Genomic DNA, 22,883 nt, shown 5'->3' with positions numbered 1-22,883 from the left:
GCGGTGACAAGCGATGCGCCTCAGGACGCGGCGCGGGGCTGGCCGCGCGTGACGTAGCGGCCGGCGCCGGCGGAGTCGGAGGCCGATTCCGCGGCATCGCCGCCCGCCGGGTGCAGCGACACGCAGTTGCGCCCCTTCAGCTTGGCGTCATACAGCGCGCCGTCCGCGCGGCGCATCAGCGCATCGGCACCCTCGCCGGGCTGGCGCGCGGCCACGCCGATGCTGACGGTATAGGCAATCGGATCGGGTTCCGACGGGCACGGCGTGGCGCGCACCGCCGTGGCCAGCCGCAGGCAGGCAAGCCGGCCGGTTTCCAGCGCGGTATCCGGCATCACGATGGCGAACTCCTCGCCGCCCAGGCGCCCCGCCAGGTCGCCGTGTCCGAGCGTCTTGCGCAACAGGCCGGCAAAGTGCCGCAGCACGCTGTCGCCGGCCAGGTGGCCATAGACATCGTTGATCGCCTTGAAGTGGTCGAGGTCGACAAACGCGACCGTCATCGGCTTGCGCTGCCGCTCGGCCTGCAGGCAGGCGGCCTCCAGTTCCTCCCAGAAGGCGCCGCGCAGCAGCACATCGGTCAGGTCGTCGTGCCGCGCGCGCCGCTCCAGCATGCGGCGCAGCCGGTCGTGCGCCATCAGGGCAAAGCTGACCGACACCCCCACCAGGGCAAAGACGTTGAACACGGCCAGCTCGCCGTCCCACGGCATCGGCCGCGGCCAGGCGCCGCCCTGCGCCAGTGCCGCCAGCGGCCGCAACACGGTCCAGGCATTGATGGCCGCCGCGGCGATCACGATCGCCGCCAGCGACCACGCCGCCAGCCGGCCGGTGCCGCGCGTTGCCGGCACCGCCGGCACCACGCTGCGCGCGAGATCCAGCAGCAGCACGATATGGCAGGCGCTCAGCACCGGCGCCAGATCGGGCAGCGCCACCGTCGTGGCCAGGTAGCGCGGCGCCAGGTCGCCCCAGGCCACCGCTGCCGCGGCCGCGAGGTTCAGCCCCAGCAGGCCCGCGGCACGGCCCGGCCGTTGCGCAAAGTGCCGCGCGCCCACTGCCATCACCGAAAGCGCGGCAAGCAGCGCCAGGTCGGTCGACTCCGGCACCAGCCACATCGGCCGCAATGCCTGCACCGCCGCGAGCGCCGCGGCAAAGGCCGCCAGCACGCTGCCCAGCGCCCAGGATGTCAGGCCGCTGCGCTCCATGCCCGACGACCGGCGCAACACCACGCAAACCACCGCCATCTGCAAGGCAAACAGCCCCGCGATGAGCACAACCACGTGCGACTGAAACATCTTTATTCCCGTCCAAGGCAAGCAGCGGCGCTCCGCATGCCACCGCTCTTCCCTGCATGTTTTGCCGATCCTGTGCCGGATCGTTGTGATCGAATGCCGCACCTCCTGTTTCAGGCCGCCCGTGCCGCCAATTGGCGAACGCAGACAGACCGAGCCGCTCGCCCAGGGCGGGGAGCGCCGTTCTTGTTGTGGTGATCAGGTCAGTCCGGAAGGAACTACGCGAAACCGGGCGTTCCCAACAGCACGCCGGTCGGACTGGAGCGGTGTGCGGATTATCGCAGCGCGCAAACCCAAGTCAAGACAAAGCGCCCCCGCCAGAAGGGGGAGCATTGCGGCGCACTCGTCCGACCCGAACCCATCGGCATCGACGCACATTGACCGTGGCTTGCCAACGCGGCTACAATGGCCGGCTTCGGAGCGTAGCGCAGCCTGGTAGCGCATCTGATTTGGGATCAGAGGGTCGTAGGTTCGAATCCTATCGCTCCGACCAGAAATACCCAAAGGAAACAACGGCTTGGATCGAAAGATCCAGGCCGTTTTTCTATTCTTCCAACGGACTTCCAATACGCAGGCGGTCCGCTTCCAATATCCAGTCCTTATACAGCCTGTATTTCCATACAGCCCAGAGTCCGCCTGGCAGCCCGACAGCGCCGACTTCTGCGCTCTACTTTCCTTTGGATGGCGGGTTGTTACCTCTGCCGCCTCCTGACTTATTCCCAGTACGACTCGGCCAATTGGGATTTGATGGGGCAGGCTGCTGGCCGGCACAAGGCATCGCGAACATGGTGCGCCTCCTGGCATATCAGAGAGAACAATTCACACAATAGGTGCACCGATCGGGCGCGGGTACTGTATATTCATACAGTACCTTGTTGATCCGAGAGGGGCCCCATGCCCGCACCCACCACCACGATTTTTCTCGAAGCCCACTACTTCGGTGAAGACAGCGAAGAGTTCCGGCTGCCCTGCGACGCTGTCGTGGCTACGGCTGGCGGCCTGGTCGTCGCCGGCGTCGAGGCCCGGCACCTACGCGCCTTGAAGTGGCGGCCTGACTACATCTCATACTGGTCTGATGGTCAGCTGCTGAGGCTAGCCATCGGCACTTGGTCAGCGCTGGACGACGTCACGGTCCGCTTCACGCTGCGATGAGTCGGCGCCATGGATACATCCGTCTACGCCATCCCCGAGAATTGGGATCGCATCTACATCCTCGACGACAACCGTAGGCCTGTCCGCGTCTTCAACTTCACCGAGAGCACGGCATGGCGAGTCGGCATCGGGAAGCAGTACGAGCTACGCGACGAGATGCCAGAGTACGGTGTAGTTGTCCGCACCTACTTTTCCGGGTGGGCGAGCATGCACGACGACAAGCCGCCTATGTTCTGGACCGTTCTCAAGGGGAACGGCCTGGATCGAACCTACGAGTCCAGCACATGGGAAGAGGCAAACGACAAACACAGGCGGGTGGTGGGGAAGGTGCAGCGCGCGCTGCCACGCAAGGATGTTTTGCAAGCGCCAACCACCGAGTAGATGTTATGGCAAACCGAGCCCGAAAAATAGACAAAGCGGCAATGAGAGTAGATGTGTTCTGCCCGCCGCTGCGCCGGCATGCCGCCTCGCACGTTGTAGCATCAAACTCCACCGACTCACGAGGTCGCTATGTGCACGAACTACGCCCCAGTGCAGCGCCTGATCCTGCGGGACATCTTTGGCGTCGAGCCGCCCCCGGCGGAATGGAAGCCCGAGGCCTGGCCCGACTATGCTGCGCCGATCGTGCGCATGGACGGCAACGGCCGGCGCGACAGCGTTCTGGCGACCTTCGGCTTGGTGCCCCGCTCACGCGTTCCGCAAGGCGTCCGCCCGTACGACACCATGAACGCCAGGTCAGAGACGGTGGGCGAGAAGCGGACGTTCAGCGGCCCATGGAAAAAGGGGCAGCTCTGCCTGATTCCGGCCACCGCAGTCTACGAACCCAACTACGAGGCCGGGCCCAAGTCGACGCGGTACAAGATCTGGTTCCCTGGCGAGCCGGCCTTTGGCATCGCCGGCCTCTGGCGCGACTGGCCCGACGGCGCCTACTCGTTCACCATGCTGACCGTGAACGCGGACAAGCACCCGGTTATGAACAGGATGCACGCCCCCGGCAAGGAGAAGCGTTCAGTGGTCATCGTGCCGCGGCAGCAGTGGGACGAGTGGCTGGCGTGCCGCGACCCCGAAGTCGCCCGGACCTTCATGACTCTCTTGCCGGCCGAGTCTATGGCCACCGAGCCTGCGCCCATCGTCCGGCGAACGAAGGAATCCCCTCCCGCGGCCGCGCCAGAACTGCCGTTCTAGGCGCTTCCGCTCGCCTACTGTCGGACGGCGCCTGATAGCGCCCGCCGGACGGCAAGCAGAGACTGGCTGCATCAACAGCCAGGAGACAGCCATGCCAGGCAAGAACATCCACGTCCTGCCCGCCGGCGACCAAGGGTGGGCGGTCGCAGTTGAAGGCACCGACGGCGCGACCACGCACTATCCCAGCCAGGAAGAGGCAATCGCGGCCGGAACCGAGAAGGCGAAGCAGGACAAGGTCGAGCTGCTGATCCACGGCCGCGATGGGCAAATCCGCGAGCGCAACTCATTCGGGCACGATCCCCGCAACATCAAGGGCTGATACGATTTCAGCACGGGGTGGCATCTATCGTCGCAGGCAGGCGACGTCTTTGGAGTTGGCGATGCCAGGAAAAAGTATCAACGTTGTGCCCGCCGAACAGGGCTGGGCGCTCGAAATTGACGGCTCGCCAGAGCCGCGTCAGTTGTTCGCTACGCTTGAAGACGCGATAAGCGCGGGCTGGGCTCGCGCCCGGCGCGAGAACATCGAACTACATATCCAGTCGCTGGCCGGCGGCGTGCGACTGCGCGCAGAGGAAGCCAATCCGGCGGACTTCGTTGGGTAACGGCCATGGCTGGCCTGCCATCGGCACCGACGCTGGCCGAGCTGCGGCCCATGCTCCTGTGCGAGCGGAAGACCATCCCGCGTGAGCCCGGCTGGCACTTCGAGATTAAATACGACGGCTATCGGCTGCTGGCCAGCACCGGCGACCCGCCGCGGCTGAAGTCCCGCAACGGGGCGAACGCCACTACCTGGTTTCCTGAGCTCGTCGAAGCGCTGGCCGCCCTACCCGCCGGCTCTATTCTGGACGGCGAGGTCTGCGTGCTGGACGACATCGGTCGGAGCGACTTCGAGCTGCTGCACTCCCGCGCCCGGCGCAAGGGCTGGTATCGCGGCGCCGATCCGGTGGCGTACTGCGTCTTCGACCTGCTGGTCGGCAAAGGAAGGGATCTGAGGGAGCAGCCGATCGAGCGGCGCAAGGCCGCGCTGCGGAAGTTGTTGGGCGAGCCGCCGCACGGGCTGCTCTATGTGGACGGCGTCGAGGACGGTGCTTGGCTGTACGGCCACGCGCTGGCGCTGGGATTGGAGGGAGTGGTAGGGAAACGCGCCGGCTCGCCTTATCGTGACGGCGAGTGGTCGCGCGATTGGATCAAGGTCAAGCGGCCGGGCGCAGTACCACCGGATAGGTTTCGTCGCTAGCACCCCCACTTAGGTGGGGTCACCCGAAGATCCTCATCTGTCAAAATCCCATCAGCATTAGTTATGGGATATCAAAAAAAATAATGAACGAGAAAATAAATACGAATCGCCTGATCGACGCCAAAAACAAATGGAACAACATTTACGAAGGTCTTCCGGCGGAGTTACCAGCTCACAATGGAATTTCCATTCCGAAAGAAAATTTCTCTGAATGGTGGGATATCATTATCAGCAGCATGGATGCAGCTGAGGGAATAGGCCTTGATCCCGGCTTGAAATCAATATATTGGTCAAATATGGAAACTCATATTGGCGGCTTAATTTCGCACATGACCACTGCGGAAAGCCAAGGTTCAAACTGGATGCAAGCGAACAGTTCGCAACTCCACTCCTATCTTTGGCAGATCCGATCAGCCCTATCTTGGTTTACTCCTCTCTCAATAGAAAAGCTAACCGCCGCAGATGCAAAGAAATTTGCTGACTTACAGTCAATAGCATCTTCAATGCGGCAGACCAGAGCCGAAATACTAACTGACCAGAAAAGCATTCAATCGATCCTCGTGGAAGCCGAGGAGAAGCAAGTCGAACTTGAAAAACTGATAGCCAAAATCGAAGGGCATGAGCGCACTGCCTCCACTGCGCAGACGAACGCCGCAGCAAGTGCTACAGCAGCTGAGACGGAAAAGTCCAAGGCCGAGCAAGCCTTTATTCGGTTAGATGGCGGGGCCACGCAGCAGCAAACGCTGTTCGACTTCTTTGAAGAAAAACGCCAGTTTGTTGAGAGCACATTACAGGGGGCCAGTAAAGTGGCCCTCGCAAAAGCTTTCAAGGACCGACGAGTTACCTTAGATTCGACGAAAATTTTCTGGGGACTTGCCTTTATTTTCGGGATTATTATACTCCTCGGTGGCAGCGTACTTATCTGGAAAGGAATGGTTTCTGCGCTAAATGTAATTGACGAAAACGGGAAGAAAGTAGCCACGGACCCGCAGATCTTTTTGCTCCATTTGTCGAGATATCTCGTCCTGACCCCCGCCATTTGGCTCACTTGGTTTTCTGCGCGACAGTACGGTCACGCATTGAAGCTCGCCGAAGATTACGCATTTAAGGAGGCAGCTGCGCATTCATTCATCGGATACCGATCTGAAATGGGCGACGATGGCGACATGCTGAAATTGCTTCGGGAGCACGCTGTCAAAAATTTCGGTGCCAATCCCGTCAGGATATTGGACAAGAATGAACCTGCCACCCCATTCAACGAAGCAATCAATAATGCGATAGACAAAATTTCTCCGGACAAGCTAATCGACCTATTACGAGACGCCGTGTCCAAACAATCCAAGTAGTAGACCGGATTGTCACCGCAACGTTTCGTTGCTGACAGCCGGGTTTAGCGCGTCGTAGCTTCGTTCACAGGCGAGCCCTGCGACCCTGGCGTGATCGGCATACTCAGCCAATTCGCCCGCTCTTTGGTCAGCCCGGCTGAGCACGTCGGTAAGCACATCGAGGGGGTCTCCGGCTGCCTGGCCTCCTCCGGCAGCGGCGGAATGGCTGGCGGCGCGGGCAGCCGCGGCAAGCTGGGCAACTCGCACGCGCAGCTGCTCAGCAACAGCGCCAGCAGTGCGAGCATCAGCCAGGGCCTGGTCACGTTCCTTCGCTGCAGCATTGGCAATCCCCCTCTGTTCTGCTGTCCTGCGTTGTTCTTCGGCTCGCGCAGCTTCGGACGCCGCGGCCAGGGCCGTGGCCTGCCCTTCCCGCTCTTTTGCCTGGGCGGTCTTCATCTGTTGGATCTGGCCTCCCAGACGCCAGCCATTCACGGTCCAGCCGGCGGCAAACAAGCATGCCCCCACCACCAGGGCAACAGCGGCGTGCCACGGGAAGGCGGACAGCGCCGCGCGCGCGGTGGCGATCTGGATCATGGCTTTGCCGCGCACTGCGCGTAGAGATCCGCCGCTACTCGGATGTGGTTGATCATGTCAGCGCGGGCTGCGCCCTGCTTCAGCGTCGGCAGTGCCGGGCAGTCACGCGCGGCCGGCGCCGCGCAGCCGCCGAGCAGCAGGCAAATCAGGATCGCTCTCACTTTCGGGCCCCCCTCACCTTCCGGTTTGCCGCCTCGATGTCGCGGTTCACCTGGTTGCGCTCTGCTTCTGTAAGCGGCCGAGGCGGCGCCGGCGCGGCGCGCGCGGCCCGCTTCACCGACTTTGCGGCCTCCGCAGAGGCCTCTGCAGCTTCCGCCGCGGCGCCGGCCGCCTGCGAGACCTTCGGCGTCAGGGCCTCCAGCGTCTGGCTGTATGCCGACTGCAGCCGCGCTATCTCTGCCTGGTGGTCGTCGCGCTGCAGCGCCATCAGATCGCGAAACTGCCACTGGCACAGCGCATACCCCGCGCCGGCGCCGCCCCCGACCATCAGGGCCATCAGCGTCACCGCCTCCAGCATGTGGGCGATCCTGGTGAACGTCGCCCGGTGGTTTGCCACCCAATCACGAAGCCTTGCCATCGAATCGCTCCCGCATCATCTGAATCTGCATCTCCAGCGCAGAGATCTTGGCCTCGAGCGTGCCGATGGCGCGGTATGCCTCGTTGCGCTCCTTGTAGGCGAGATCCGCTCGCTGCTCGGCCAGGTCGGCGCGCGCGTTGGCCTTGTCCAACTGCTCGGACAAGCGCGCGATGATGTCGATCTCCGCCTGCGTCTGGGCGCCCTCGACCTTGTCCGTGCGCCATGCCTTACGGATGAACCAAACTGCTCCGCTCACCGCGGCGAGAATGAAGCCCAGTGCGCCGCCAGTGCCCCCCGGCACATTCAATTCGTTCAGGTCCATCGTTTCCCCGTTGGGCTTATGCGTCGATGTCGGTGCCGCCGTGCAGTAGGTACTGGCCGCGTAGCACCTCATAGGCATGCTCGCGCTGGCCGTACCCTGCCCCGGGCAGGCTGGCCCATTCCTTCCGACACTTCGTGACGGCATTGGCCAGCCGGCCGGCCTCGATGTCTGGAAGTGCGCCCCGGCGGGTGATGAGGTAGACAGCGACCTTGTCCTGCGCGGACGGGCTGAAGTCCGAAACCCCGCAGGCGCGGCTGGCCCAGTCCCAGGTATCCGTTTTGATACGCCCCGGAATCGCTGCCATGATTTGGTACCGGCCTGCCGCGTCGCTCCAGCCCCACCGCGTCATGACGGGGATGCGCGGATGCTTGGCGTAACTATGGAACAGCGCGCGGCCCACATTGACGTTGTAGCCATCGTCGCTGCCTAGCACGGTCGACGTGCCTTCGCTGTAAGCCAGCATGTCTAAAAATGCGGCCATGTTTCTGCCACCAGCCAGCTCGGCGGGATCGGTAAATGGCATTTGCGCTCCAGAAATAAGAACGCCCGCTCAAGGCGGGCACAGACTGCTTGATTGATAGCCCCTTTGGGGCTACGATGGAGGATCGTAGGGTAGCGCACCGACGCAGCCCGCCAACCCGAAAGGAAGATCTATGAAGCCAAACCATTTGGCGCGCATACGGCGCGCGCTTGCCCATGCCGATTCACTATGTCCCGCCCTCGCCGCAGAATCTCCGCGACCTCAAAGATCGACTGGGGTACACCGGGCAGCAGATGGCCGATCTGTTTGGCTTAGCTGGCAACAACCAGTGGCGGAAGTACACGGGCGGGGACGAACCGCGCCCGATGAGCCTGCCGATGCTATTCCTGGCTGGAGCACTGCTACACCCGAACTTTCGGGCGAAGGAAATCTTCGACTGGTGCCGGGAAATTGGCGCCACGGTCGAGCTCTCCGAAGATGGACACTCGGCCTCACCGTAGTCGCATTGATAGGCGGATGTGCCGCCCCCGATCCGGACAGTTGGAAAGCAGAACGGAGTCGCTACGCAGCCCGCGTCGCGCTTCATCAATGCATCGATGACAAGAATGCCGGAAAGGTCTCCGACTGCAGCGGCCCGATCCGAGACTACCAAATCCATGACGCCTCCTACGAGCATCAGCGCCTCTGGGAAACGCGGGACATGGGCAACACCAACCGCTAATAGCCCGCCACGTCGACGATTGTCACGTACCCCACCTCCATTGGCGGGACATAGATGCCAGGATCTCCAGGGTATGGAGCCTGGTCCTGCTGCGGCGCTGGGGCGACCCGAACGCCATTGGCGAGCGCCTGCACGCCATCGGTCAGCGCGGATGTCCCGTTACTTTGATCGAAGATCGTGAAGGAATAGCTTGCGAACCTGCTGGCGGCAGGCACACAGGCATAGGTTCCAACTGGCAGGCCCGTGTAGTCCCATGGCGCGGCACGAGCGCTCGGCTGCCCGCCAGGCACAGCCACGAAGGCCTTCGGGCGAAAGTATCGGTGGTTTACGTTGAATACCTCGCGCCCTACACCGTCGCGGACGCGGACGGTGTACCCACTCGGAGCGACAGGGGGCCTATCGAACAGGTACCAGTCCACAGCCGCGGACATCCCGTACAGCGAATCGAAACACAACTCGTAGTACCAGTTGCCACCACCTTGGTTCTGAACGCGGCGATAGCCCACCGGCACCGCCGACCTCAGTGCCAGGATCGGCGTATCCCGGCCCGCCAGGGCCAGCGCGCCGAACCGGATCCACTCTGAACCCGTTGTACTGCCGTTCTGGTCCATTACGAGCGTTCCCTTGGCGATGAACGCCAGGTTATGGAACGTGTCATCGACCTGGGTGACACCAGCGTCGGATCGAACGCGAAAGCCGTAAGTCATCAGAATGCCCAGACATAGATGGAGGCAGGATCTGTCAAAGCGCCCGCAGTCCAGGTGATCGTGTTGCCGCTAAGCTGGACCACCGGGCCCTGCGAATAGCCGACAAAGTAGCTGACGACGGTAAAACACAGCTGTCCGCCACCAGGATCAAACGCTTGCGCGCCGCTTGCGGCTCCAGTCTGGATGACGCCCAGCAGTCGAGCGAGCCGATTGGCGCCATCGAAAATGACATTGCCCGCTGCATCGCGGGCGCGGCAAGTCCACACCATGATCAGATATTCCCCGCCTCGAACCGCGCGACGCCGTTCGGGTCAATGAACTTCAGATACTGGTTCGTCAGCAACATCCTTCCGCCACCGGCGACGCCGTTGATCTCGAAGTTCCCTGCCTTGTCGATACGCCATCCCGACACACCCGCCACGTAGTTGTTGGACTGGATGAAGTCCCCAATCATGGCGTTGGTGATCCACCCCGCACCGATAAGCGCCTGGGCAATGAACGTCTGACCACCCTGCACGACAAACGGACTGGTGACAGTGCCGTTGTCCATGTTGAGGAAGGCGAAGCGGTCCGCCAGGAACAGGATCTGCGACTGCACGGGCCCGGCTTCGTTGTCGATTCCGATGGCCATGCCGGCACCGTAGTACTTGCCGTCCTGCGTGATGCCCACCTTGATGTTCCACGACGCCGAGATCTTGCCGTCGAGCGCCACCATGGCCGAAGCCGTGGTCTGCACCAGCGCAGTGTTGTCGTCGATGGTCGCCTGCAGCGTGGTCTGCTGCTGCGCCAGCGCAAGGTCTGCCTCCTGCTGGATCGACTGCACAGACACGATGCCGGCAAACACGTACGTGCCGCCGGCATAGTCCCCCGAGGCGCCGGCAAACGGTGGATCGATGCGCCCGATCACGGACACCAGGTCCTGCGCCAGCTGGCTCTCGCCGATCTGGCCAGCCAGATAGTCCAGGATCTCGGTCGCGTCCGAACTGCTCTGCCCGTTCACGCCCCCGCCGGCCGGATACCACGCGCCGATGTTGCCGCTCTTGTCGACCAGGCGAGCCCAGAAGAAGAAGCTCGCGCCGGCGGCGAGGCCCATCATCGCGTGGGTATTCTGGGGGAACGCAAAATCGGCCAGCTTGATCGCCGTGGTGCGGTCATTCGTCTGGCTGTACCAGATCTCCGTGCGCTCGACGTCCAGCGGGCCGCCCGGAAATCCCCAGTCCAGCCGGATGCCGAACACCAGGCCGGTGGCGATCAGACTGGTGACCGTCGGCGGCGGCGTGGTCTTGCCCTGCAGCACCGTCTCGGCCGAGTAAACCGGGATCGAAGCGACGTCCAGCGCATTGACCGCGCGCACGCGGGCGACGTAGGTACCGGCATAGATGCCCTTCACCTCGACGCTCAGCGAGCCGGTACGGCCGGCGCGCACCCATTCGCCGTTGTCGCGGCGCCAGTCCACCTCGTAGGCGATCGCCTTGTCTGCCGCGCCCCAGCTGATCACGGCCGTAGTGCTGGCGATGCCTTGGTCGATTACCGAGTACGTGCTGAAACCGACGTTGACCGGCGGCGGCTGCACCGACGGCGGGATGACCGTCACGGGCCTAGGCTCGATGCGGGCACCCGTATCGATGGCCGCGTACTTCCCTGGTTCGTGGCGCAGCGCAGTGATCTCGCAAGTCAGCCCCCCGGCCTCCGCCGCCGTGACGATGCGGAACAGCTGCGCCTTGAGCGTCGCGCACTCCACCGTCCAGACGGATTCCGGCTGGATTGGCTCCGACCAGGGCGCGGAAACTGTCACGCTATCGCCAGCGATCGCCGAAATCGTGCGGGTCTGCGCCACACCCGACGGCAGGATGACCGTCAGGGCGTCGCCGTTGGCCGCCTGGTCGACCTTGTCCAGCGTCACTGTCTGGCCATTGGCCGCGCGAACCCGGCCGCCAATGCGACGACCGGCCCGGGCCGGGTCCGCCACCCGGATGACGCTGCCCGGCGCCACCAGCGCCGCGTCCAGCCCCACCCGGAAGGTGACCGTCTCGGTTTCCAGCCGGCTGGTCAGCAGGATCCACTGCCCTGCGCGGTTCGCCTGGCCTTGGCTGGTGCAGCCAAAGGCCGACACTTCGGTCTGCTGGATGCCGTACCGCGCGATGCCATCCTGGTCCTCGACATACTCGACCTTGGCGCGGAACAAGTCCGCCGGGTCGTTCCAGGACACCAGCGCCACCGTCTTGCGCGCCTTCATTGCGCTGCCGGCGTAGGTGAACGTGCCGTCCACTACGTTGGCCGCGGTGAAGGTGTAGACCGGATCCGCCGGCATGTCGGCCACCGCGATGACGTTGCTGGCTGCCCAGTAGGCCATGCCGCGGAAGATCGACGCCAGGTCCTGCAGCACCTTATAGGCGTCCGCCCGGCTCTGCAGGTACACGTTGCAGGTAAAGCGCGGCTCCTGACCGCCCTTGCCGTCCGGCACCAACTGGTCGCAGTACTGGCCGATCTGGTACAGCGACCACTTGTCGACCATGGCGGCGTTGACGCGATGGCCGAGACCGTAGCGGGCGTGCAGCACAAGGTCGTAGAAGATCCAGGCCGGGTTGTCCGTCCATGCAATCTTGAAGGTGCCGTCCCAGACACCCGTATAGGTACGGATCGCGGGATCGTAGTTGGACGGGACGCGGATCAGCCGGCCCCGTAAGTCATAGGATCGAGTCGGGATGCTGCTGAACTGCCTCGCATCGGCTTGCAGCCCGACAAGCGCGCTGTTCGGATAGCGCAGCTTTGCATCGATGATCTCGGTGAACGACTCGACGACGGTCGTGTCAGCGATGGTGCTGCTGCCGGCGTTCGGGGTGAGGCGGCGCACCCGCACGCTCCAGCCGCTAGCGGCAGCGGGCAAGTCCACCCGGTGACTTCGCTCATACTTGTTGGTCGCCTTCCCGTCGAAGGCCGAAGCCAGCACCTGCTGGTAGGAGCCGCCGTCGGTGGCCAAGTCAATGGCGTACTCGATTCGATAACCCGTGATGTCGCCGTTGCTGGTGTTCGCCTGCGAAAGCGTGGGCACCGACAGCCGGATCCGCACCGCCGACAACTGGGTGTTGGCCACGGCGCGCACCCACGGCACAGCCGACGTAAGGGTCACGCCGACGGCGGTTTCACTCTCCACCGCCGGGAAGCCGGGAATGTAGTCCTGATCCTGCGTTCCCACACGCGTATCTACCGAGACCCCCTGGAAGTTGGCCGACCCGTCCTGGTTGACCAGCGGGGTGCCGCCCAGATAGATGCTCTGCAGGCCGTTGACCAAGCCGCCGATTTCGCCCTCGGACACCAGGTCCAGGACGCGCACGTAGGCAATCGAGTGCAGGCTGTCCGGGCTCTCGGTCGGCGCGCGGCCACCACCGCCACCCTTTCCACCCCCGCCATAGCCGATGATGTTGCGCATGCTCAAGCACCAAAGAAAAGGCCCCGCATCGCGCGGGGCCTGGTGTTGTAGATCGGGGCCACCCCTATGCCTGATCCTCTGCGTAGATGCCGGCCGAGATCACCGCGCTACCGACGACCATGCGGCCGTACAGCAGCGGGACAGGGTTGCCCTGGGCCGTAGTATTCACTGGCCCATTGAAGCTGTAGCTGGCACCGTTATCGGGGCCGTCCCTGGCGGATAGGCCGCGCTGCTGCGGCGCCAGCATCTGCACGACACCCCCCAGCGCCAGCGAGGCGCCAAGCATGCCGATCGAGGCCGCGCTGAACGCCCCTTTGGCCGCCAGGAAGGCGGGATTCCACAGGGACAAGCCGATCAGCGCCACACCGAGGATCGTCTGGAACAGGCCACCGCGCTTGGAGCCGGTCAGCACCGGCGCGATCCGGATGTCATTGCGCCCCGGCGGATGGCCGAGTTGCTCCGGCCCGAGATTGTCGCGCCCCACGAACACGGCATATGCGACGCCGCGATCCTTGCTGGTCGACAGCTCCTGCTCGAAGCTAGGCAGGAGCACCGACAGCGCCCGCACAGCCTCCGCCGCACTGGCCACCGCCAGTCGGTGGATTCGACCGAAACGTGCGCCCAGCTTGCCGTAGAGGCGAATGGTCCGTATTTTTTCGCTCATCCCTGATACCTCAGTACGCAACGTGTGATTTCCTGCCAGTAGCCGCCATACACGTCTCGCGACGAGAGCCGGCCGTGCAGGTGGTGCAGCATGTGGCCGCCACCCAGGTACACGGCCGCGTGATTCGGGACAGGTGAGCGCAGCTGCATCAGGATCACGTCACCGGGCTGCTCCGGCTGGTCCTGGCACACCGCAGCGAATCCCGCCTTGGCGTAGTGCCGCATGTACAGGTCCTCGCCCTGGTGCCACCAGTCGTCACGCCGCGGGAAGTCCGGCAGCGCGATCGCTCGCTCGATCCGGTACCAGTCCCGTACCAGGGTGTAGCAGTCCAGCACGCCGTGGGCGAACTGCCTCCCCACCAGCGGCGCCTGGTACCCGCTTGGCTCGATGGTGCGGAGATCGTCGGCGGGCCACGACAGGATGTGCCATGGCAGGCCGGAGGCCTCGCAGCTCACCAGGTCGGCCTCGCTGGCCATGGCAGGGGTGTCGGGGTGGCTATGCACTACCGCCACCACCTCACCGAGATCCTCCGCCGCGGCGAAGTCTTCTGCCGGCAGCACGAAGTGTTCGGTGCCGCTTGCTGCGTTCCGGCACGGCACGTACCGCTCACGGCCGCGCACGACCACGACCAGGCCACAGGCCTCGCGCGGATACTCCGCCGCGGCGTGTGCGCGTATCGCCTCGATAGTGCGCTGTTTCATATCACCCTCGAATCAGGTCAGCCGCCGGGAAGCTCCCGAACGGCAGCGGATTGTTGTCGCCGAAACGGCTCTTGCAGGACGATAGGCGACCGCCGCAGCGATCGAGCGCGGGATCGGCCACCGGGTTGTCGTTCATGTCGAAGTAGCCCGTGCCGGTATAGCCGCAGTTTGGCCCGCGGTAACCGCCGATCGTCAGCCACATGCAGACGTTGGCGACGATCTGGCGGCGCGGCAGCTGCTCGCCGCTGAAATCGAGCGCGCTGGCCAGCTCGAACGTCACCGTCTCGCTCGTCTCGGACGTCTTCTGCTCGATGTACCAAAGCTCGGTGGGCAGCTGCTCATCGGGGTCGGCCTCCGGGTTGCCCCCAGGGAAGTTGACCGCGTCCAGATACTTACCGAGCGTGCGGCGCCGGTACACCTTTGCGCCGACCATATCGGCCAGAAACAGGCACAGCGCCGTAATGGAGCCATCGACGTTGCCAACGGAGAAGGTCGGCGCTGGCTGTTGGCCATCGCCTGTCCGGGCGAACCCCTCGGCCTGCACTGGCCAGCCACGGTACTCAAGACCCTGCCACCAGATGGAACCGAGCTGCGTGTACCCATGGAAGCGAAGGACGTCGCCGCTCTGGGCGGTGGCATCCAGCTCGAACAGCTCGACGAGCGCGCCAGGCTCCAGCTTTTGTACATCGGCGTTGATGCTCATGGCCCCGCGCCCTCCAGCGACTCGACTCTCGCCTGCAAATCAGCCAGCGACTGCCTGGCATCCTTCATGGCGTTGACGAGAAGAGCGATAACGCCCATGGGGTCCACAGACAGGAACTGGTCACTCTCGCTGACAGCTTCCGGCAACACCTCCTGAAGCGCTTGCGCAATGACACCCGCGTAGCGCCGGTTTCCGTCGTCGAGGAGATCGATCCGCTCCCAAGTGCAGCCGGTCAGGTGATCCAGCTTCGCGCCCGAATCAAGGATCGGTTCCACGTTTCGCTTGAGACGCGCATCGGAGGTCGGATTGAACGAAGTCGCGTAGGCCCGTCCCAGCCCATCAAACACTGCTGCGCGGCTCAAAGTGCCGATCGCGAAAGAGATATCAGGCGTTGTAGTTGCCGTCCCGCCGGCGTAAGCGTGAATCGCCGCAATATGCCGATCGCCCCACTTCGTCCAACGAAGCCCCATGTAGGCGGCGCCGTTGTCATACGCATCGACCTGAAGAGCCGGCTGTGCCGACACGGTCCAGTTTGCGAAGCCGTTCCCAAGCTCCCCGGTGGCGTGAAACGGTCCGCCATCCGAGGTGGTTGCAGAGCACGTCAGCGCCTTGGTCACATTCAGCACACCCGAAACCGTGGTTGCCGCGCTGAGCGTTACAGCGCCATTCGCTGCGACGGTGAGCACGTTGCTGTAAGTACCCGGCGCCGCAGTCAGCCTGCCAATCGAGAGAATTGCGCCTTCCGTCACGATCCGCCACCGTCCCGCTGGGCTGGCCTGGTCTGACTCAGTCAACAGTAGGGCCGGCGCTACGCCGCTGACTTCCACCGAGTTGGCGATCTTGGCGTCGGTCGACTTCGCGCATTGCTCGATCGTCGAGACCAGGTTAGCGCCGTCGAAATAAACCAGATCCACGGCACCCTGGGGCACCACGATTCCGCCCACCTGAGCGGCTGTCTTCAGCGTCAGCGTGAACGCGCCGGTGGTGAGGTTCTTGACAAGCCACGCGCCCCCGTCCGCGGGAAATACAACCGTCTTGTTGCCGGTCAGCGCGCCGGAGAAGGCCATTGAGACGGCTTGAACCTCGGCGGCCGTCAAGGTGACACTGCCGGAGCCGGCCACGCTTTTCCCAAGCCGATTGACAAGTCGCGCATACAGCTCGTCGAAGTTGGCATTGGCCTTCACGAAGGCCGCGCGAACGGTATCCCCGTCCGAGCCGGCAGGCGCCGTGCCCAGATTGATTGCTTGCTTTGCCATGGCTTAAGGCGCGAACGCCTGTTCGAAGGTTACGGTGATGCTGTAGACGCCGACCGCTTCCACGGCCGGCGTGTACTTCGGAGCGCGGTACAGGCCCTGCACGCCGAGCGGGGGCGTCCAATAGAACGACTTGTACCCCGCGTGCCGGTCGAGGAAGTCGCGGATCTGCGCGATGCGCGTTGCGGTACCGATGAACTTCGTAGGCCATGACTGCACCTTGTTGTTGATACCGTCCGCGACAGCTTGCTTGTAGCCGTCACCGAACTGCGCAGTACGCACGCGCAGGGTGACATCGCCCTGCACGGTAGGGCCGGCCGCTTTCCAGGTGAATGTTTCGGTCGCCATTTATGCCTGCCCCACACGCATCCTCCAGAGCAATCCGCCCTGCCTCATCTCACGATTCAGGCGGTCCGATACCGCGGCATTGACTAGGTCGCCGACCATCTTGCCCATGTCAGCGTCTCCGCCTGTCACCTGCGTTTGCGCGGATCCATCGCCCATGTTCACTTGCGTGCTCACGTAGATGTCGCCGCCCCCCACACTCGGCAGAATGCGTCCCGACTGCGCCGGCACGAAGACCTCCGGGCGCTTTTCGCCGACCACATACGCTTTGCCAGCTTCCACGTCGCCGCCCCCAGCTCGGAAACCTCCGAAGGGGAAGTTTGGCGTGGAGAAGCTCTGCCCCGCCACAGTCGATCCAAATGAGTTGGTCGCACCAGTGGTCGATGCATAGCCACCCACAGATGGTCCAGTACTAAACGCATTCCATGCACTGCCAGACGACGCCGCTGCACCAGCACCAGCCGCAAACAAGCTTCCCACCAGTTGAATGCCCATTTGCGCCAGCCCGGAGATTGCCGCGCGCGCCTGGATGCGTGCCAGGTCTGCAATGACCGACTTGGCGAAATCGCCGAAGCTGAGTTTCCCGGTCATCGCGAACTGGACAACCGAATCCTCCATCCCGCCGAACATGCCGCCAAACAGCCTCCCAGTCTGATCAGCCACGTTGGCGGCATAGTCGCGGTAGTCGGACATGGCCGCCATGGCGCCGAACTTCCAGTCGCTCTGTCGCTCGCGCAGTTCGACGTAGTACTGAGTCACCTGGTCAAGTGCGGCCTGCTGACCGTCCCGGATGCGGTTGATCTGGTCGGTGAACAGCTCCGTGCCAACCAGGCCCTTGTCGGACATGGTCTTGATCCAGTCCGTCCGGATACGATCGAACTCTCGGTAGACCGACTGCGTAGACGCGAGCTGCTCTCGCGCCTGGCTGCCCAACCCAAAGACGGCCAGTTGCCGGTTGTATTGCTCAGCCCGCGAAGCGGCGTTCTCGCGGATCCGCACATCGATGCCGGCAGCTTGGGTCTTGGCTTCCTGAAGCAAGCGGTTCTGTTTCTCCTGCTCCTTCGTAGCCGCCTTCTTTGCCTCCACCTCGGCATTGGCGGCAACGTTCAGCTCGAGCTGAGCCCGGATTTCATCCTGGCGAGCCAGCAGGCTCTTCTGATCGGCAGTGAGGACCTTCTTGGCCTTGATGTCGGCAATCTGCTGCTCGAACTCGGCGCGGCGCTTCTCTGCGTCTGTCAGCTTGTCAGTGTCAAGCAGCTGAGCTTTGAGGACTGCCTGTTGCTGCCTCAGCTGATCCAGAAAGCGCGTTCCAGCGTCTTCTGAGTACGCCTTGCCATGGGCTGCCTTGGGATCCTTGTACTTTTCGTTGATCAAGCCAACGCGGCGGTTGTATTCATCTTCCGCCAGGCCCAAGGTTTGGACATCGCGCTTGAGCTGGTCGATTTCCTCCTTGCGCTGCTGGGCGCGTGTACGAGTGGCTTTTTCCTGCTCGTCGAGGCGGCGCTGGGCGGCGATCTTGGCGTCACTAGTACGCTGAGATTCGGCGTCCTTCTGCGCCTTGACGGCCGCCGCCTCGAGCGGCGCAGCTTGGGCCTCCAGGGCGGACAGCTGCTTGCGCAGTTGAGTCAGCGCCTGCCCGGAACGCCCACCAAATGCCGCCCCGGCGCGACTGTTTGCGAAGGCACCCCCACTCTCGATGCTATCGATCTGGCTTCGGACGGCAGTCATCCGGCCTTTCAGATCATCCAGCGAGGCAGCTCGGCCGATGCCCAGCATGCTGTCCCACGCCGCTTTCGCAGCGCCGGCAACCCCGTTCCATGCGCGCTCGAGGAAACCGAGGTTGGCCTGAACGTCGCGCGCGCGGGCTTGTAACGCGCTTGCGTAGGTCTGCTGCGCAAGCGCTGCGGCTTCTTCCTTCCGCCCCTGATCCTCGAGCGCCTTGATCTGCTCATAGACCGCGAAGGTGAGGAAGTGGTACTGCTCGTTGAGTTTCAGCGACGCCTTGACCGGCTCGTCGCCCAGCTGCACGTACTTGGCCACTGTGTCGTCAATGGCCGTGCCAGTCGCCTTCTGCCACTCCAGCGCCGCGCGGGCAAGGCTCTCGAACTGTTCGCCCGCGATCCTTCCGGTGGAAGCGAGTTGCGCCAACGCTTCCGCGGCAGCACCCTGGGTGCCCACGGATTCGCTGATTCGCTCCGCCATGCCGGCAATTTGTGCAGCCGTGGTCCCCGCATAGTTTCCCGTGGAAATCAGCGCCTTGTTGTAGGCGACCGACTCCTGACTCCCCCTCTCAAAGGCGAATGCCAGCGCAGCCGCGGCGGCGGCGCTAAGCGTGAACGGATTCACCAGGCCGGCAATGTAGCCGCCGAGCGCACGCGCAGCCGGACCGATGCCGCCGAACATATCCTTCAACTGGCCGCCCTGCTGCGTCAGAACCAGCAAGGGACTCTGTCCGCCGGCCAGGGATGTCACGATGTCGGTGAACTGGGCGGGCACGCCCCGCAAGGCCGCGGCGGTCTGCTTGGCGGAAATGCCGAGGCTATCAACGGAATTCTCGGCCACCTTCAGTCGAGCAATGAACGGGGCAGCGGAATCGGATACACCTAGCTGCTGCGCACGCAAAGCCGCATACTCGGCAGCGGTCTTGCCTGCACGGTCGGCTTGCCGCTCCAGGGACTGGAGGAACCGGCGCGACGCCGCGTCCATCCTTTCGGACGCGTCGCGCGCGGCGTCGCCCATGCCCCGCACGTTACGCGAGGTGTTCTGGCTTGACTTTGCCGCGGTCTGCTCGAGGTCCTGGACAGATTTCTTTGCCTCTGCGAAGCCCGCCTTGAGCCCCGAAACGTCGGCATCCGCCTGCAGGGTGGCCTTTCCGACTACCTCGCTCATGTCATTCCTCGCTCATTTCATCCAGGGCCGCGTGCTCCATCACCCGGATTGCCTCGAAAAGCTCCGGCTGCTCAGACGGCGGCACGCGCTGCATGCGCATCACGAACCGCAGAGCGGCGTAGTCCAGGCCGACCGGGCCGCCTACGCCAACGCGCCATTGGGTGCCCATTTGGACGAATACATCCAGCGCCGCCTCGTTGTCCGGCCACACCTCAGCGTCGGGGGGCGTAACGTCCGACACCTTCAAGCCGAAAGCGGCCAGTTCATCGGCCGGCGGAGCCCGCCAGTACATCCGGCGGGCCGCCGCGATCAGTTTCCCCGGCGTGCCAGCGTCAACTGCTCCATGTAGGTGTCGAGAATCGCTGTCGAGGCGTTGTGATAGTTCTGCAGCAGCTGCTCCAGCGCCTCGCCGGTGAACGGCTGGTCGACGTCCTCCCAGCCGGCCACGATCTCCTCCAGCACTTTGCGCTCGCGCGCTGCAGCGTCGCCGCCGGCATCTTCGACTGCCATCTCCTGTGAGACACGCTCAAAGAACGCCTTGGCATCGGCGCGCGTCTTGTGGCGGAAAACCAGCTTCAGCTTCGCAGCCTGCTGGCCCGGGACGGCGATGGAAGCGGTCGCCGTGAAGGTGGGGTTCGGGTTGATCTTGAACATCAGGCAGCTGCCGAGTAACGGGTGGGCTCGCCGGTCAGCGAGAGAGTGACGGTGATGGCCATGGCCTCGTTCTTCGTGGTCGTCGGCATCTTCGACATCGACACGTAGGCCCGGAAGTAGATCGTGTCGCCGTTGGGCAGACGGAACCGGATGGCGCGGGGCTCCCGGTCCTCGTCGGCGGCTGCCAGCACCGCATACTGCGGCAGCGACGGGTCGTCGGCGATGGTCAGCACGATCGACCGGGCGCTGCGCGTGGTCGGGATCTGCTTGTCGTCGCCCGTGTCCTCGAGGAACGAGTAGGTGTAGAACTGCTGCTCGCCGCCCTGGCTGGTCGACGTCAGCGTCTGCTTGATTTCCTGCCAGGTGGATACCTTGCGCACCGAACCCGCGCCGGTCCCAGCCGGATAGACACCCGTGTTGGTGGTGTTGTAGCCCTCGAGCGAGAAGCTGTCTGCCGCCGATGCATCGACGCGCCCCATGCGACCGTCCAGGCGCGTCCAGCCGGACGTGATCTCGACGATGTCTCCATCGACGAGGGTATGGTCAGCCGCAGAGGCGACCGGCGGATTGGCGTTGGACAGAGCCGTGACCGTGGTGGCCACGGCATAGGCCGCCGCAATAGCAAAGATCGAACCGTTCGGAAGACGTACCGACATAGTTGGCTCCGTAATGAAAAATGCCCGCCGAAGCGGGCTGGGTAAGCGCCCGAACGGGCGTCAACTCGAAAACCAGATGGAGAAGTCCTGCTGCGCGCCGTACCAATTCAGCACGTTGTCGTAGGTGGCCAAGGCCCCGCTCAGCGTAGTCCCCAGCAGCGCCGCGTCTGTGCGGACAATGTCCTCGACCTGGCGGATGAGGCCGCTTGCCTGCCCCCGTCGCGCGGCCCAGACTTCGAACTGGAAGCGACCGTTTCGCTTGTCCGGCAAGCCCTCCAGGAAATCCAGTGGTGCCCCGCCGACCTGCTGGTAGACGATGAATGGCAGCACCACGCCCTCGGGCGCCGTGTCCGGGTAGACCCGATCACCAACCAACCCGCCCAAGGCGCGGGCAATCTCCACTTCCACTGTCATGAATAGTCTCCGCTCCCACTTCCGGCTTCGCGCAGCACCTCGCCAATCTTCTCCGCCGCGCGCTTGCGCATGGCTTCAACAGCTGCTTCGGCGCGATCGCCAGCACGGCGCATGAACCCCACCGCCGGGACTCGCACCGGCGTTGCCAGGCGTTCCTTCGTGGCCGCCCACCCGGTTGGCGTCTTGACGATCTTGTTGACCCGCCAGTGGCCATACTCCACCAGGTGGCCGTGCGGCGCCTTCCTGGCGTTCCAGCTGACCTGATAGACAGCGTGCTGATCCGTCGACATGCGATCGGCATACACGTGATAGATGGCGTCGCGCAACTGACCGGGTTTCGTCTTTACACCATTCTTGCGCGTAATGGGAGCGCCTTGGTACACCGGCACCAGGTGCCTGGCCTCCTCGTAGAAGACCACGGCGCCGGCCCGGGCAATGGGACGCACAATCTCAGCGACCAAGCGCTCCTCCAACGCATCGAGCGCGGCACCAAGGTCGCCATCGAAGCTCAGCGAGAACGACATGAGCTACTCCACTCGCGCCGGGATCTGTTGGCAGACGAGGTCGGCATGTCGCCGCTTCTGCCGGTCAGGCAGGACGGCCTGAATCTCATAAATGTCCCCGTCGCAAAGCAGGCGCATGCTGGTGTCGATCGCCAATTCCGCCAAGACGGGGTATGGGATTCGAACACTAACCTGTACGACGGACACTGCGGTATCGCCCCGCAAGGCTTCCATCCCGCTGCGGTGGCGAACATCCGCCCACACCGCATTTCCGACCGCCTGCCAGGCGGAAATGGGCTGACCGGTCTCATCGCGGATAGGGACGTTGCGCTGTATTTCCACCAGCGCCGATCGCTGACCGGCCCTCATACTCCCAACCCCACGCGGTACGGCTGCAGGAAATCGCGGGCGCCGTGCGGCAGGTCAGCCACCGCGGCGCCGAACACGGCATCCTCCCGGTTGTTGTAGAGGTGGCCGACGGTCAGCAGCACCGCGGCCTGGACTTCCGTGTTCGCCACCATCGGGCTATCGCCGGCTGTGCCGGCCGCGACGGCCGCATCCAGCTCAGCCTGGTCCTTGTAGACCTGGCGGTTCAGGAACGATGCCGCCGCGCCCTCGGCAGCGGCCTGGTAAATCCCGATCAGCTGATCCTCGGCCGACCACGTGACCCGCAGGTGCGATTTCACCAGATCGAGAGCGAGGAGCGGCATGTCAGGCACCCTTCTTCTTGGCCTTCGCCTCGGCTGCGGCATTGGCGTTCACTACCTCGCGCACCTTCGCTTCGTCAGCGTCGGTGAACAAGCCCTTGAAGTGCGCACGCATTGCGCCGACAAGGTGGTCTGCATCAGTTTCGTCGCCGGGAATGCTGGCGAGCGCCTTGTCCAGCGCGGCACGTGCCACCGCCGAGAGGTGGTCGTCCTTCACCAGCACAGCAGCGCCCGTGTCAATGAAATGCTGTGCACGGCTGCTGTCCAACTGGACGACCGTGCCGGCGCGCGGATCCGGCGCCTTGAACCTGATCTTCATGATGGATCTCCAGGGAGTGACAGAAGCCCGCCGAAGCGGGCCCCGGCTGAACGGCCGGCGC

31 protein-coding genes and 1 tRNA gene are annotated in these 22,883 nt (G+C 63.9%); 9 read left to right on the top strand and 23 right to left on the bottom strand.

Annotation, left to right across the window (positions count from 1 at the left end):
• Positions 1-20: 20 nt before the first annotated feature.
• Positions 21-1,286 carry a GGDEF domain-containing protein gene (locus AC3FMM_RS06170; RefSeq protein ID WP_488686300.1) on the bottom strand — a complete coding sequence of 422 codons (1,266 nt, stop codon included), beginning with the start codon at positions 1,284-1,286 and terminating at the stop codon, positions 21-23.
• 413 nt (positions 1,287-1,699) lie between these two features.
• Here AC3FMM_RS06170 and AC3FMM_RS06165 point away from each other — a divergent pair.
• From AC3FMM_RS06165 to AC3FMM_RS06130, 8 genes are all read left to right on the top strand, one after another.
• Positions 1,700-1,776: transfer RNA gene (locus AC3FMM_RS06165), tRNA-Pro, on the top strand.
• Between the two features lie 401 nt (positions 1,777-2,177).
• On the top strand, positions 2,178-2,435 hold the full coding sequence (locus AC3FMM_RS06160; RefSeq protein ID WP_488686299.1) for a hypothetical protein: 258 nt from the start codon (positions 2,178-2,180) through the stop codon (positions 2,433-2,435).
• A 9-nt stretch (positions 2,436-2,444) separates the two neighbouring features.
• Positions 2,445-2,816: a hypothetical protein gene (locus AC3FMM_RS06155; RefSeq protein ID WP_488686298.1), complete on the top strand. Its 372-nt coding sequence runs from the start codon at positions 2,445-2,447 to the stop codon at positions 2,814-2,816.
• A 129-nt stretch (positions 2,817-2,945) separates the two neighbouring features.
• On the top strand, positions 2,946-3,620 hold the full coding sequence (locus tag AC3FMM_RS06150) for an SOS response-associated peptidase (RefSeq protein ID WP_488686297.1): 675 nt from the start codon (positions 2,946-2,948) through the stop codon (positions 3,618-3,620).
• Between the two features lie 91 nt (positions 3,621-3,711).
• Positions 3,712-3,939, top strand: a complete 228-nt coding sequence (locus tag AC3FMM_RS06145) for a DUF2188 domain-containing protein (RefSeq protein ID WP_488686296.1) — start codon at positions 3,712-3,714, stop codon at positions 3,937-3,939.
• Positions 3,940-4,000: 61 nt separating this feature from the next.
• Entirely contained in the window at positions 4,001-4,222 is a 222-nt protein-coding gene (locus tag AC3FMM_RS06140) for a DUF2188 domain-containing protein (protein WP_488686295.1), read from the top strand.
• Between the two features lie 5 nt (positions 4,223-4,227).
• The gene (locus AC3FMM_RS06135) at positions 4,228-4,857 is read left to right on the top strand and encodes an ATP-dependent DNA ligase (protein ID WP_488686294.1); all 630 of its coding nucleotides are present in this window, start codon (positions 4,228-4,230) and stop codon (positions 4,855-4,857) included.
• 83 nt (positions 4,858-4,940) lie between these two features.
• A complete protein-coding gene (locus tag AC3FMM_RS06130; protein ID WP_488686293.1) occupies positions 4,941-6,203 on the top strand; it encodes a hypothetical protein in 1,263 nt (420 codons plus the stop codon).
• Between the two features lie 12 nt (positions 6,204-6,215).
• Here AC3FMM_RS06130 and AC3FMM_RS06125 read toward each other — a convergent pair whose 3' ends face one another.
• From AC3FMM_RS06125 to AC3FMM_RS06105, 5 genes are read right to left on the bottom strand one after another with little or no spacing between them, the layout of a single operon-like run.
• Positions 6,216-6,776, bottom strand: coding sequence for a DUF2514 family protein (locus tag AC3FMM_RS06125; protein ID WP_488686292.1), 561 nt, complete (start codon positions 6,774-6,776; stop codon positions 6,216-6,218).
• Positions 6,773-6,937: a hypothetical protein gene (locus AC3FMM_RS06120; protein ID WP_488686291.1), complete on the bottom strand. Its 165-nt coding sequence runs from the start codon at positions 6,935-6,937 to the stop codon at positions 6,773-6,775. The genes AC3FMM_RS06125 and AC3FMM_RS06120 overlap by 4 nt, the downstream gene beginning before the upstream one ends.
• Entirely contained in the window at positions 6,934-7,353 is a 420-nt protein-coding gene (locus tag AC3FMM_RS06115; RefSeq protein ID WP_488686290.1) for a hypothetical protein, read from the bottom strand. The genes AC3FMM_RS06120 and AC3FMM_RS06115 overlap by 4 nt, the downstream gene beginning before the upstream one ends.
• Entirely contained in the window at positions 7,337-7,675 is a 339-nt protein-coding gene (locus tag AC3FMM_RS06110) for a chemotaxis protein (protein ID WP_116324735.1), read from the bottom strand. Before AC3FMM_RS06110 ends, AC3FMM_RS06115 begins: the two co-directional genes overlap by 17 nt.
• Positions 7,676-7,691: 16 nt before the next feature.
• Positions 7,692-8,198 carry a glycoside hydrolase family 24 protein gene (locus AC3FMM_RS06105; protein WP_488686289.1) on the bottom strand — a complete coding sequence of 169 codons (507 nt, stop codon included), beginning with the start codon at positions 8,196-8,198 and terminating at the stop codon, positions 7,692-7,694.
• A 173-nt stretch (positions 8,199-8,371) separates the two neighbouring features.
• On the opposite strand from AC3FMM_RS06105, the gene AC3FMM_RS06100 reads away from it, so the two are divergent.
• The gene (locus AC3FMM_RS06100) at positions 8,372-8,656 is read left to right on the top strand and encodes an XRE family transcriptional regulator (RefSeq protein WP_488686288.1); all 285 of its coding nucleotides are present in this window, start codon (positions 8,372-8,374) and stop codon (positions 8,654-8,656) included.
• 217 nt (positions 8,657-8,873) lie between these two features.
• Here AC3FMM_RS06100 and AC3FMM_RS06095 read toward each other — a convergent pair whose 3' ends face one another.
• The 17 genes from AC3FMM_RS06095 to AC3FMM_RS06015 form a co-directional block, all read right to left on the bottom strand.
• The gene (locus AC3FMM_RS06095) at positions 8,874-9,584 is read right to left on the bottom strand and encodes a hypothetical protein (protein WP_488686287.1); all 711 of its coding nucleotides are present in this window, start codon (positions 9,582-9,584) and stop codon (positions 8,874-8,876) included.
• On the bottom strand, positions 9,584-9,853 hold the full coding sequence (locus AC3FMM_RS06090) for a hypothetical protein (RefSeq protein WP_488686286.1): 270 nt from the start codon (positions 9,851-9,853) through the stop codon (positions 9,584-9,586). Before AC3FMM_RS06090 ends, AC3FMM_RS06095 begins: the two co-directional genes overlap by 1 nt.
• A 2-nt stretch (positions 9,854-9,855) precedes the next feature.
• Positions 9,856-13,014: a TipJ family phage tail tip protein gene (locus AC3FMM_RS06085; RefSeq protein ID WP_488686285.1), complete on the bottom strand. Its 3,159-nt coding sequence runs from the start codon at positions 13,012-13,014 to the stop codon at positions 9,856-9,858.
• A gap of 64 nt (positions 13,015-13,078) precedes the next feature.
• Positions 13,079-13,678, bottom strand: a complete 600-nt coding sequence (locus AC3FMM_RS06080; protein WP_488686284.1) for a tail assembly protein — start codon at positions 13,676-13,678, stop codon at positions 13,079-13,081.
• Positions 13,675-14,379 carry a C40 family peptidase gene (locus AC3FMM_RS06075; RefSeq protein ID WP_488686283.1) on the bottom strand — a complete coding sequence of 235 codons (705 nt, stop codon included), beginning with the start codon at positions 14,377-14,379 and terminating at the stop codon, positions 13,675-13,677. Before AC3FMM_RS06075 ends, AC3FMM_RS06080 begins: the two co-directional genes overlap by 4 nt.
• A gap of 1 nt (position 14,380) precedes the next feature.
• A complete protein-coding gene (locus tag AC3FMM_RS06070) occupies positions 14,381-15,082 on the bottom strand; it encodes a phage minor tail protein L (RefSeq protein ID WP_488686282.1) in 702 nt (233 codons plus the stop codon).
• Positions 15,079-16,338 (bottom strand): tail fiber domain-containing protein, encoded by a 1,260-nt coding sequence (locus tag AC3FMM_RS06065; protein ID WP_488686281.1) that lies wholly within the window; start codon positions 16,336-16,338, stop codon positions 15,079-15,081. The genes AC3FMM_RS06070 and AC3FMM_RS06065 overlap by 4 nt, the downstream gene beginning before the upstream one ends.
• 3 nt (positions 16,339-16,341) lie before the next feature.
• On the bottom strand, positions 16,342-16,683 hold the full coding sequence (locus tag AC3FMM_RS06060) for a phage tail protein (protein ID WP_488686280.1): 342 nt from the start codon (positions 16,681-16,683) through the stop codon (positions 16,342-16,344).
• On the bottom strand, positions 16,684-19,569 hold the full coding sequence (locus AC3FMM_RS06055) for a phage tail tape measure protein (protein ID WP_488686278.1): 2,886 nt from the start codon (positions 19,567-19,569) through the stop codon (positions 16,684-16,686).
• 1 nt (position 19,570) lies between these two features.
• The gene (locus AC3FMM_RS06050) at positions 19,571-19,861 is read right to left on the bottom strand and encodes a DUF1799 domain-containing protein (protein ID WP_488686277.1); all 291 of its coding nucleotides are present in this window, start codon (positions 19,859-19,861) and stop codon (positions 19,571-19,573) included.
• A gap of 17 nt (positions 19,862-19,878) precedes the next feature.
• Positions 19,879-20,223, bottom strand: a complete 345-nt coding sequence (locus AC3FMM_RS06045) for a phage tail assembly chaperone (RefSeq protein ID WP_488686276.1) — start codon at positions 20,221-20,223, stop codon at positions 19,879-19,881.
• Entirely contained in the window at positions 20,223-20,879 is a 657-nt protein-coding gene (locus AC3FMM_RS06040) for a phage tail protein (RefSeq protein WP_488686275.1), read from the bottom strand. Before AC3FMM_RS06040 ends, AC3FMM_RS06045 begins: the two co-directional genes overlap by 1 nt.
• A 60-nt stretch (positions 20,880-20,939) precedes the next feature.
• Positions 20,940-21,293 (bottom strand): DUF3168 domain-containing protein, encoded by a 354-nt coding sequence (locus AC3FMM_RS06035; protein ID WP_488686274.1) that lies wholly within the window; start codon positions 21,291-21,293, stop codon positions 20,940-20,942.
• On the bottom strand, positions 21,290-21,817 hold the full coding sequence (locus AC3FMM_RS06030) for an HK97 gp10 family phage protein (RefSeq protein ID WP_488686273.1): 528 nt from the start codon (positions 21,815-21,817) through the stop codon (positions 21,290-21,292). Before AC3FMM_RS06030 ends, AC3FMM_RS06035 begins: the two co-directional genes overlap by 4 nt.
• A gap of 3 nt (positions 21,818-21,820) precedes the next feature.
• Positions 21,821-22,165 carry a phage head closure protein gene (locus AC3FMM_RS06025; protein ID WP_488686272.1) on the bottom strand — a complete coding sequence of 115 codons (345 nt, stop codon included), beginning with the start codon at positions 22,163-22,165 and terminating at the stop codon, positions 21,821-21,823.
• Positions 22,162-22,506 (bottom strand): head-tail connector protein, encoded by a 345-nt coding sequence (locus AC3FMM_RS06020; RefSeq protein ID WP_488686271.1) that lies wholly within the window; start codon positions 22,504-22,506, stop codon positions 22,162-22,164. The genes AC3FMM_RS06025 and AC3FMM_RS06020 overlap by 4 nt, the downstream gene beginning before the upstream one ends.
• A 1-nt stretch (position 22,507) precedes the next feature.
• Positions 22,508-22,822 (bottom strand): hypothetical protein, encoded by a 315-nt coding sequence (locus AC3FMM_RS06015; protein WP_488686270.1) that lies wholly within the window; start codon positions 22,820-22,822, stop codon positions 22,508-22,510.
• Positions 22,823-22,883: the final 61 nt, after the last annotated feature.

It is taken from the genome of Cupriavidus sp. 207A1 (assembly GCF_057798955.1).
The sequence above is the reverse complement of the archived record's forward strand: the minus strand, read 5'-3'. Positions and strand labels throughout refer to the sequence as shown.

Bases quoted from the DNA above. Each gene is read 5' to 3' on its own strand.
- AC3FMM_RS06170 (WP_488686300.1), bottom strand. From the start codon at position 1,286: ATGTTTCAGTCGCACGTGGTTGTGCTCATCGCGGGGCTGTTTGCCTTG.
- AC3FMM_RS06160 (WP_488686299.1), top strand. From the start codon at position 2,178: ATGCCCGCACCCACCACCACGATTTTTCTCGAAGCCCACTACTTCGGT.
- AC3FMM_RS06155 (WP_488686298.1), top strand. From the start codon at position 2,445: ATGGATACATCCGTCTACGCCATCCCCGAGAATTGGGATCGCATCTAC.
- AC3FMM_RS06150 (WP_488686297.1), top strand. From the start codon at position 2,946: ATGTGCACGAACTACGCCCCAGTGCAGCGCCTGATCCTGCGGGACATC.
- AC3FMM_RS06145 (WP_488686296.1), top strand. From the start codon at position 3,712: ATGCCAGGCAAGAACATCCACGTCCTGCCCGCCGGCGACCAAGGGTGG.
- AC3FMM_RS06140 (WP_488686295.1), top strand. From the start codon at position 4,001: ATGCCAGGAAAAAGTATCAACGTTGTGCCCGCCGAACAGGGCTGGGCG.
- AC3FMM_RS06135 (WP_488686294.1), top strand. From the start codon at position 4,228: ATGGCTGGCCTGCCATCGGCACCGACGCTGGCCGAGCTGCGGCCCATG.
- AC3FMM_RS06130 (WP_488686293.1), top strand. From the start codon at position 4,941: ATGAACGAGAAAATAAATACGAATCGCCTGATCGACGCCAAAAACAAA.
- AC3FMM_RS06125 (WP_488686292.1), bottom strand. From the start codon at position 6,776: ATGATCCAGATCGCCACCGCGCGCGCGGCGCTGTCCGCCTTCCCGTGG.
- AC3FMM_RS06115 (WP_488686290.1), bottom strand. From the start codon at position 7,353: ATGGCAAGGCTTCGTGATTGGGTGGCAAACCACCGGGCGACGTTCACC.
- AC3FMM_RS06110 (WP_116324735.1), bottom strand. From the start codon at position 7,675: ATGGACCTGAACGAATTGAATGTGCCGGGGGGCACTGGCGGCGCACTG.
- AC3FMM_RS06105 (WP_488686289.1), bottom strand. From the start codon at position 8,198: ATGCCATTTACCGATCCCGCCGAGCTGGCTGGTGGCAGAAACATGGCC.
- AC3FMM_RS06100 (WP_488686288.1), top strand. From the start codon at position 8,372: ATGCCGATTCACTATGTCCCGCCCTCGCCGCAGAATCTCCGCGACCTC.
- AC3FMM_RS06095 (WP_488686287.1), bottom strand. From the start codon at position 9,584: ATGACTTACGGCTTTCGCGTTCGATCCGACGCTGGTGTCACCCAGGTC.
- AC3FMM_RS06090 (WP_488686286.1), bottom strand. From the start codon at position 9,853: ATGGTGTGGACTTGCCGCGCCCGCGATGCAGCGGGCAATGTCATTTTC.
- AC3FMM_RS06085 (WP_488686285.1), bottom strand. From the start codon at position 13,014: ATGCGCAACATCATCGGCTATGGCGGGGGTGGAAAGGGTGGCGGTGGT.
- AC3FMM_RS06080 (WP_488686284.1), bottom strand. From the start codon at position 13,678: ATGAGCGAAAAAATACGGACCATTCGCCTCTACGGCAAGCTGGGCGCA.
- AC3FMM_RS06075 (WP_488686283.1), bottom strand. From the start codon at position 14,379: ATGAAACAGCGCACTATCGAGGCGATACGCGCACACGCCGCGGCGGAG.
- AC3FMM_RS06070 (WP_488686282.1), bottom strand. From the start codon at position 15,082: ATGAGCATCAACGCCGATGTACAAAAGCTGGAGCCTGGCGCGCTCGTC.
- AC3FMM_RS06065 (WP_488686281.1), bottom strand. From the start codon at position 16,338: ATGGCAAAGCAAGCAATCAATCTGGGCACGGCGCCTGCCGGCTCGGAC.
- AC3FMM_RS06060 (WP_488686280.1), bottom strand. From the start codon at position 16,683: ATGGCGACCGAAACATTCACCTGGAAAGCGGCCGGCCCTACCGTGCAG.
- AC3FMM_RS06055 (WP_488686278.1), bottom strand. From the start codon at position 19,569: ATGAGCGAGGTAGTCGGAAAGGCCACCCTGCAGGCGGATGCCGACGTT.
- AC3FMM_RS06050 (WP_488686277.1), bottom strand. From the start codon at position 19,861: ATGTACTGGCGGGCTCCGCCGGCCGATGAACTGGCCGCTTTCGGCTTG.
- AC3FMM_RS06045 (WP_488686276.1), bottom strand. From the start codon at position 20,223: ATGTTCAAGATCAACCCGAACCCCACCTTCACGGCGACCGCTTCCATC.
- AC3FMM_RS06040 (WP_488686275.1), bottom strand. From the start codon at position 20,879: ATGTCGGTACGTCTTCCGAACGGTTCGATCTTTGCTATTGCGGCGGCC.
- AC3FMM_RS06035 (WP_488686274.1), bottom strand. From the start codon at position 21,293: ATGACAGTGGAAGTGGAGATTGCCCGCGCCTTGGGCGGGTTGGTTGGT.
- AC3FMM_RS06030 (WP_488686273.1), bottom strand. From the start codon at position 21,817: ATGTCGTTCTCGCTGAGCTTCGATGGCGACCTTGGTGCCGCGCTCGAT.
- AC3FMM_RS06025 (WP_488686272.1), bottom strand. From the start codon at position 22,165: ATGAGGGCCGGTCAGCGATCGGCGCTGGTGGAAATACAGCGCAACGTC.
- AC3FMM_RS06020 (WP_488686271.1), bottom strand. From the start codon at position 22,506: ATGCCGCTCCTCGCTCTCGATCTGGTGAAATCGCACCTGCGGGTCACG.
- AC3FMM_RS06015 (WP_488686270.1), bottom strand. From the start codon at position 22,822: ATGAAGATCAGGTTCAAGGCGCCGGATCCGCGCGCCGGCACGGTCGTC.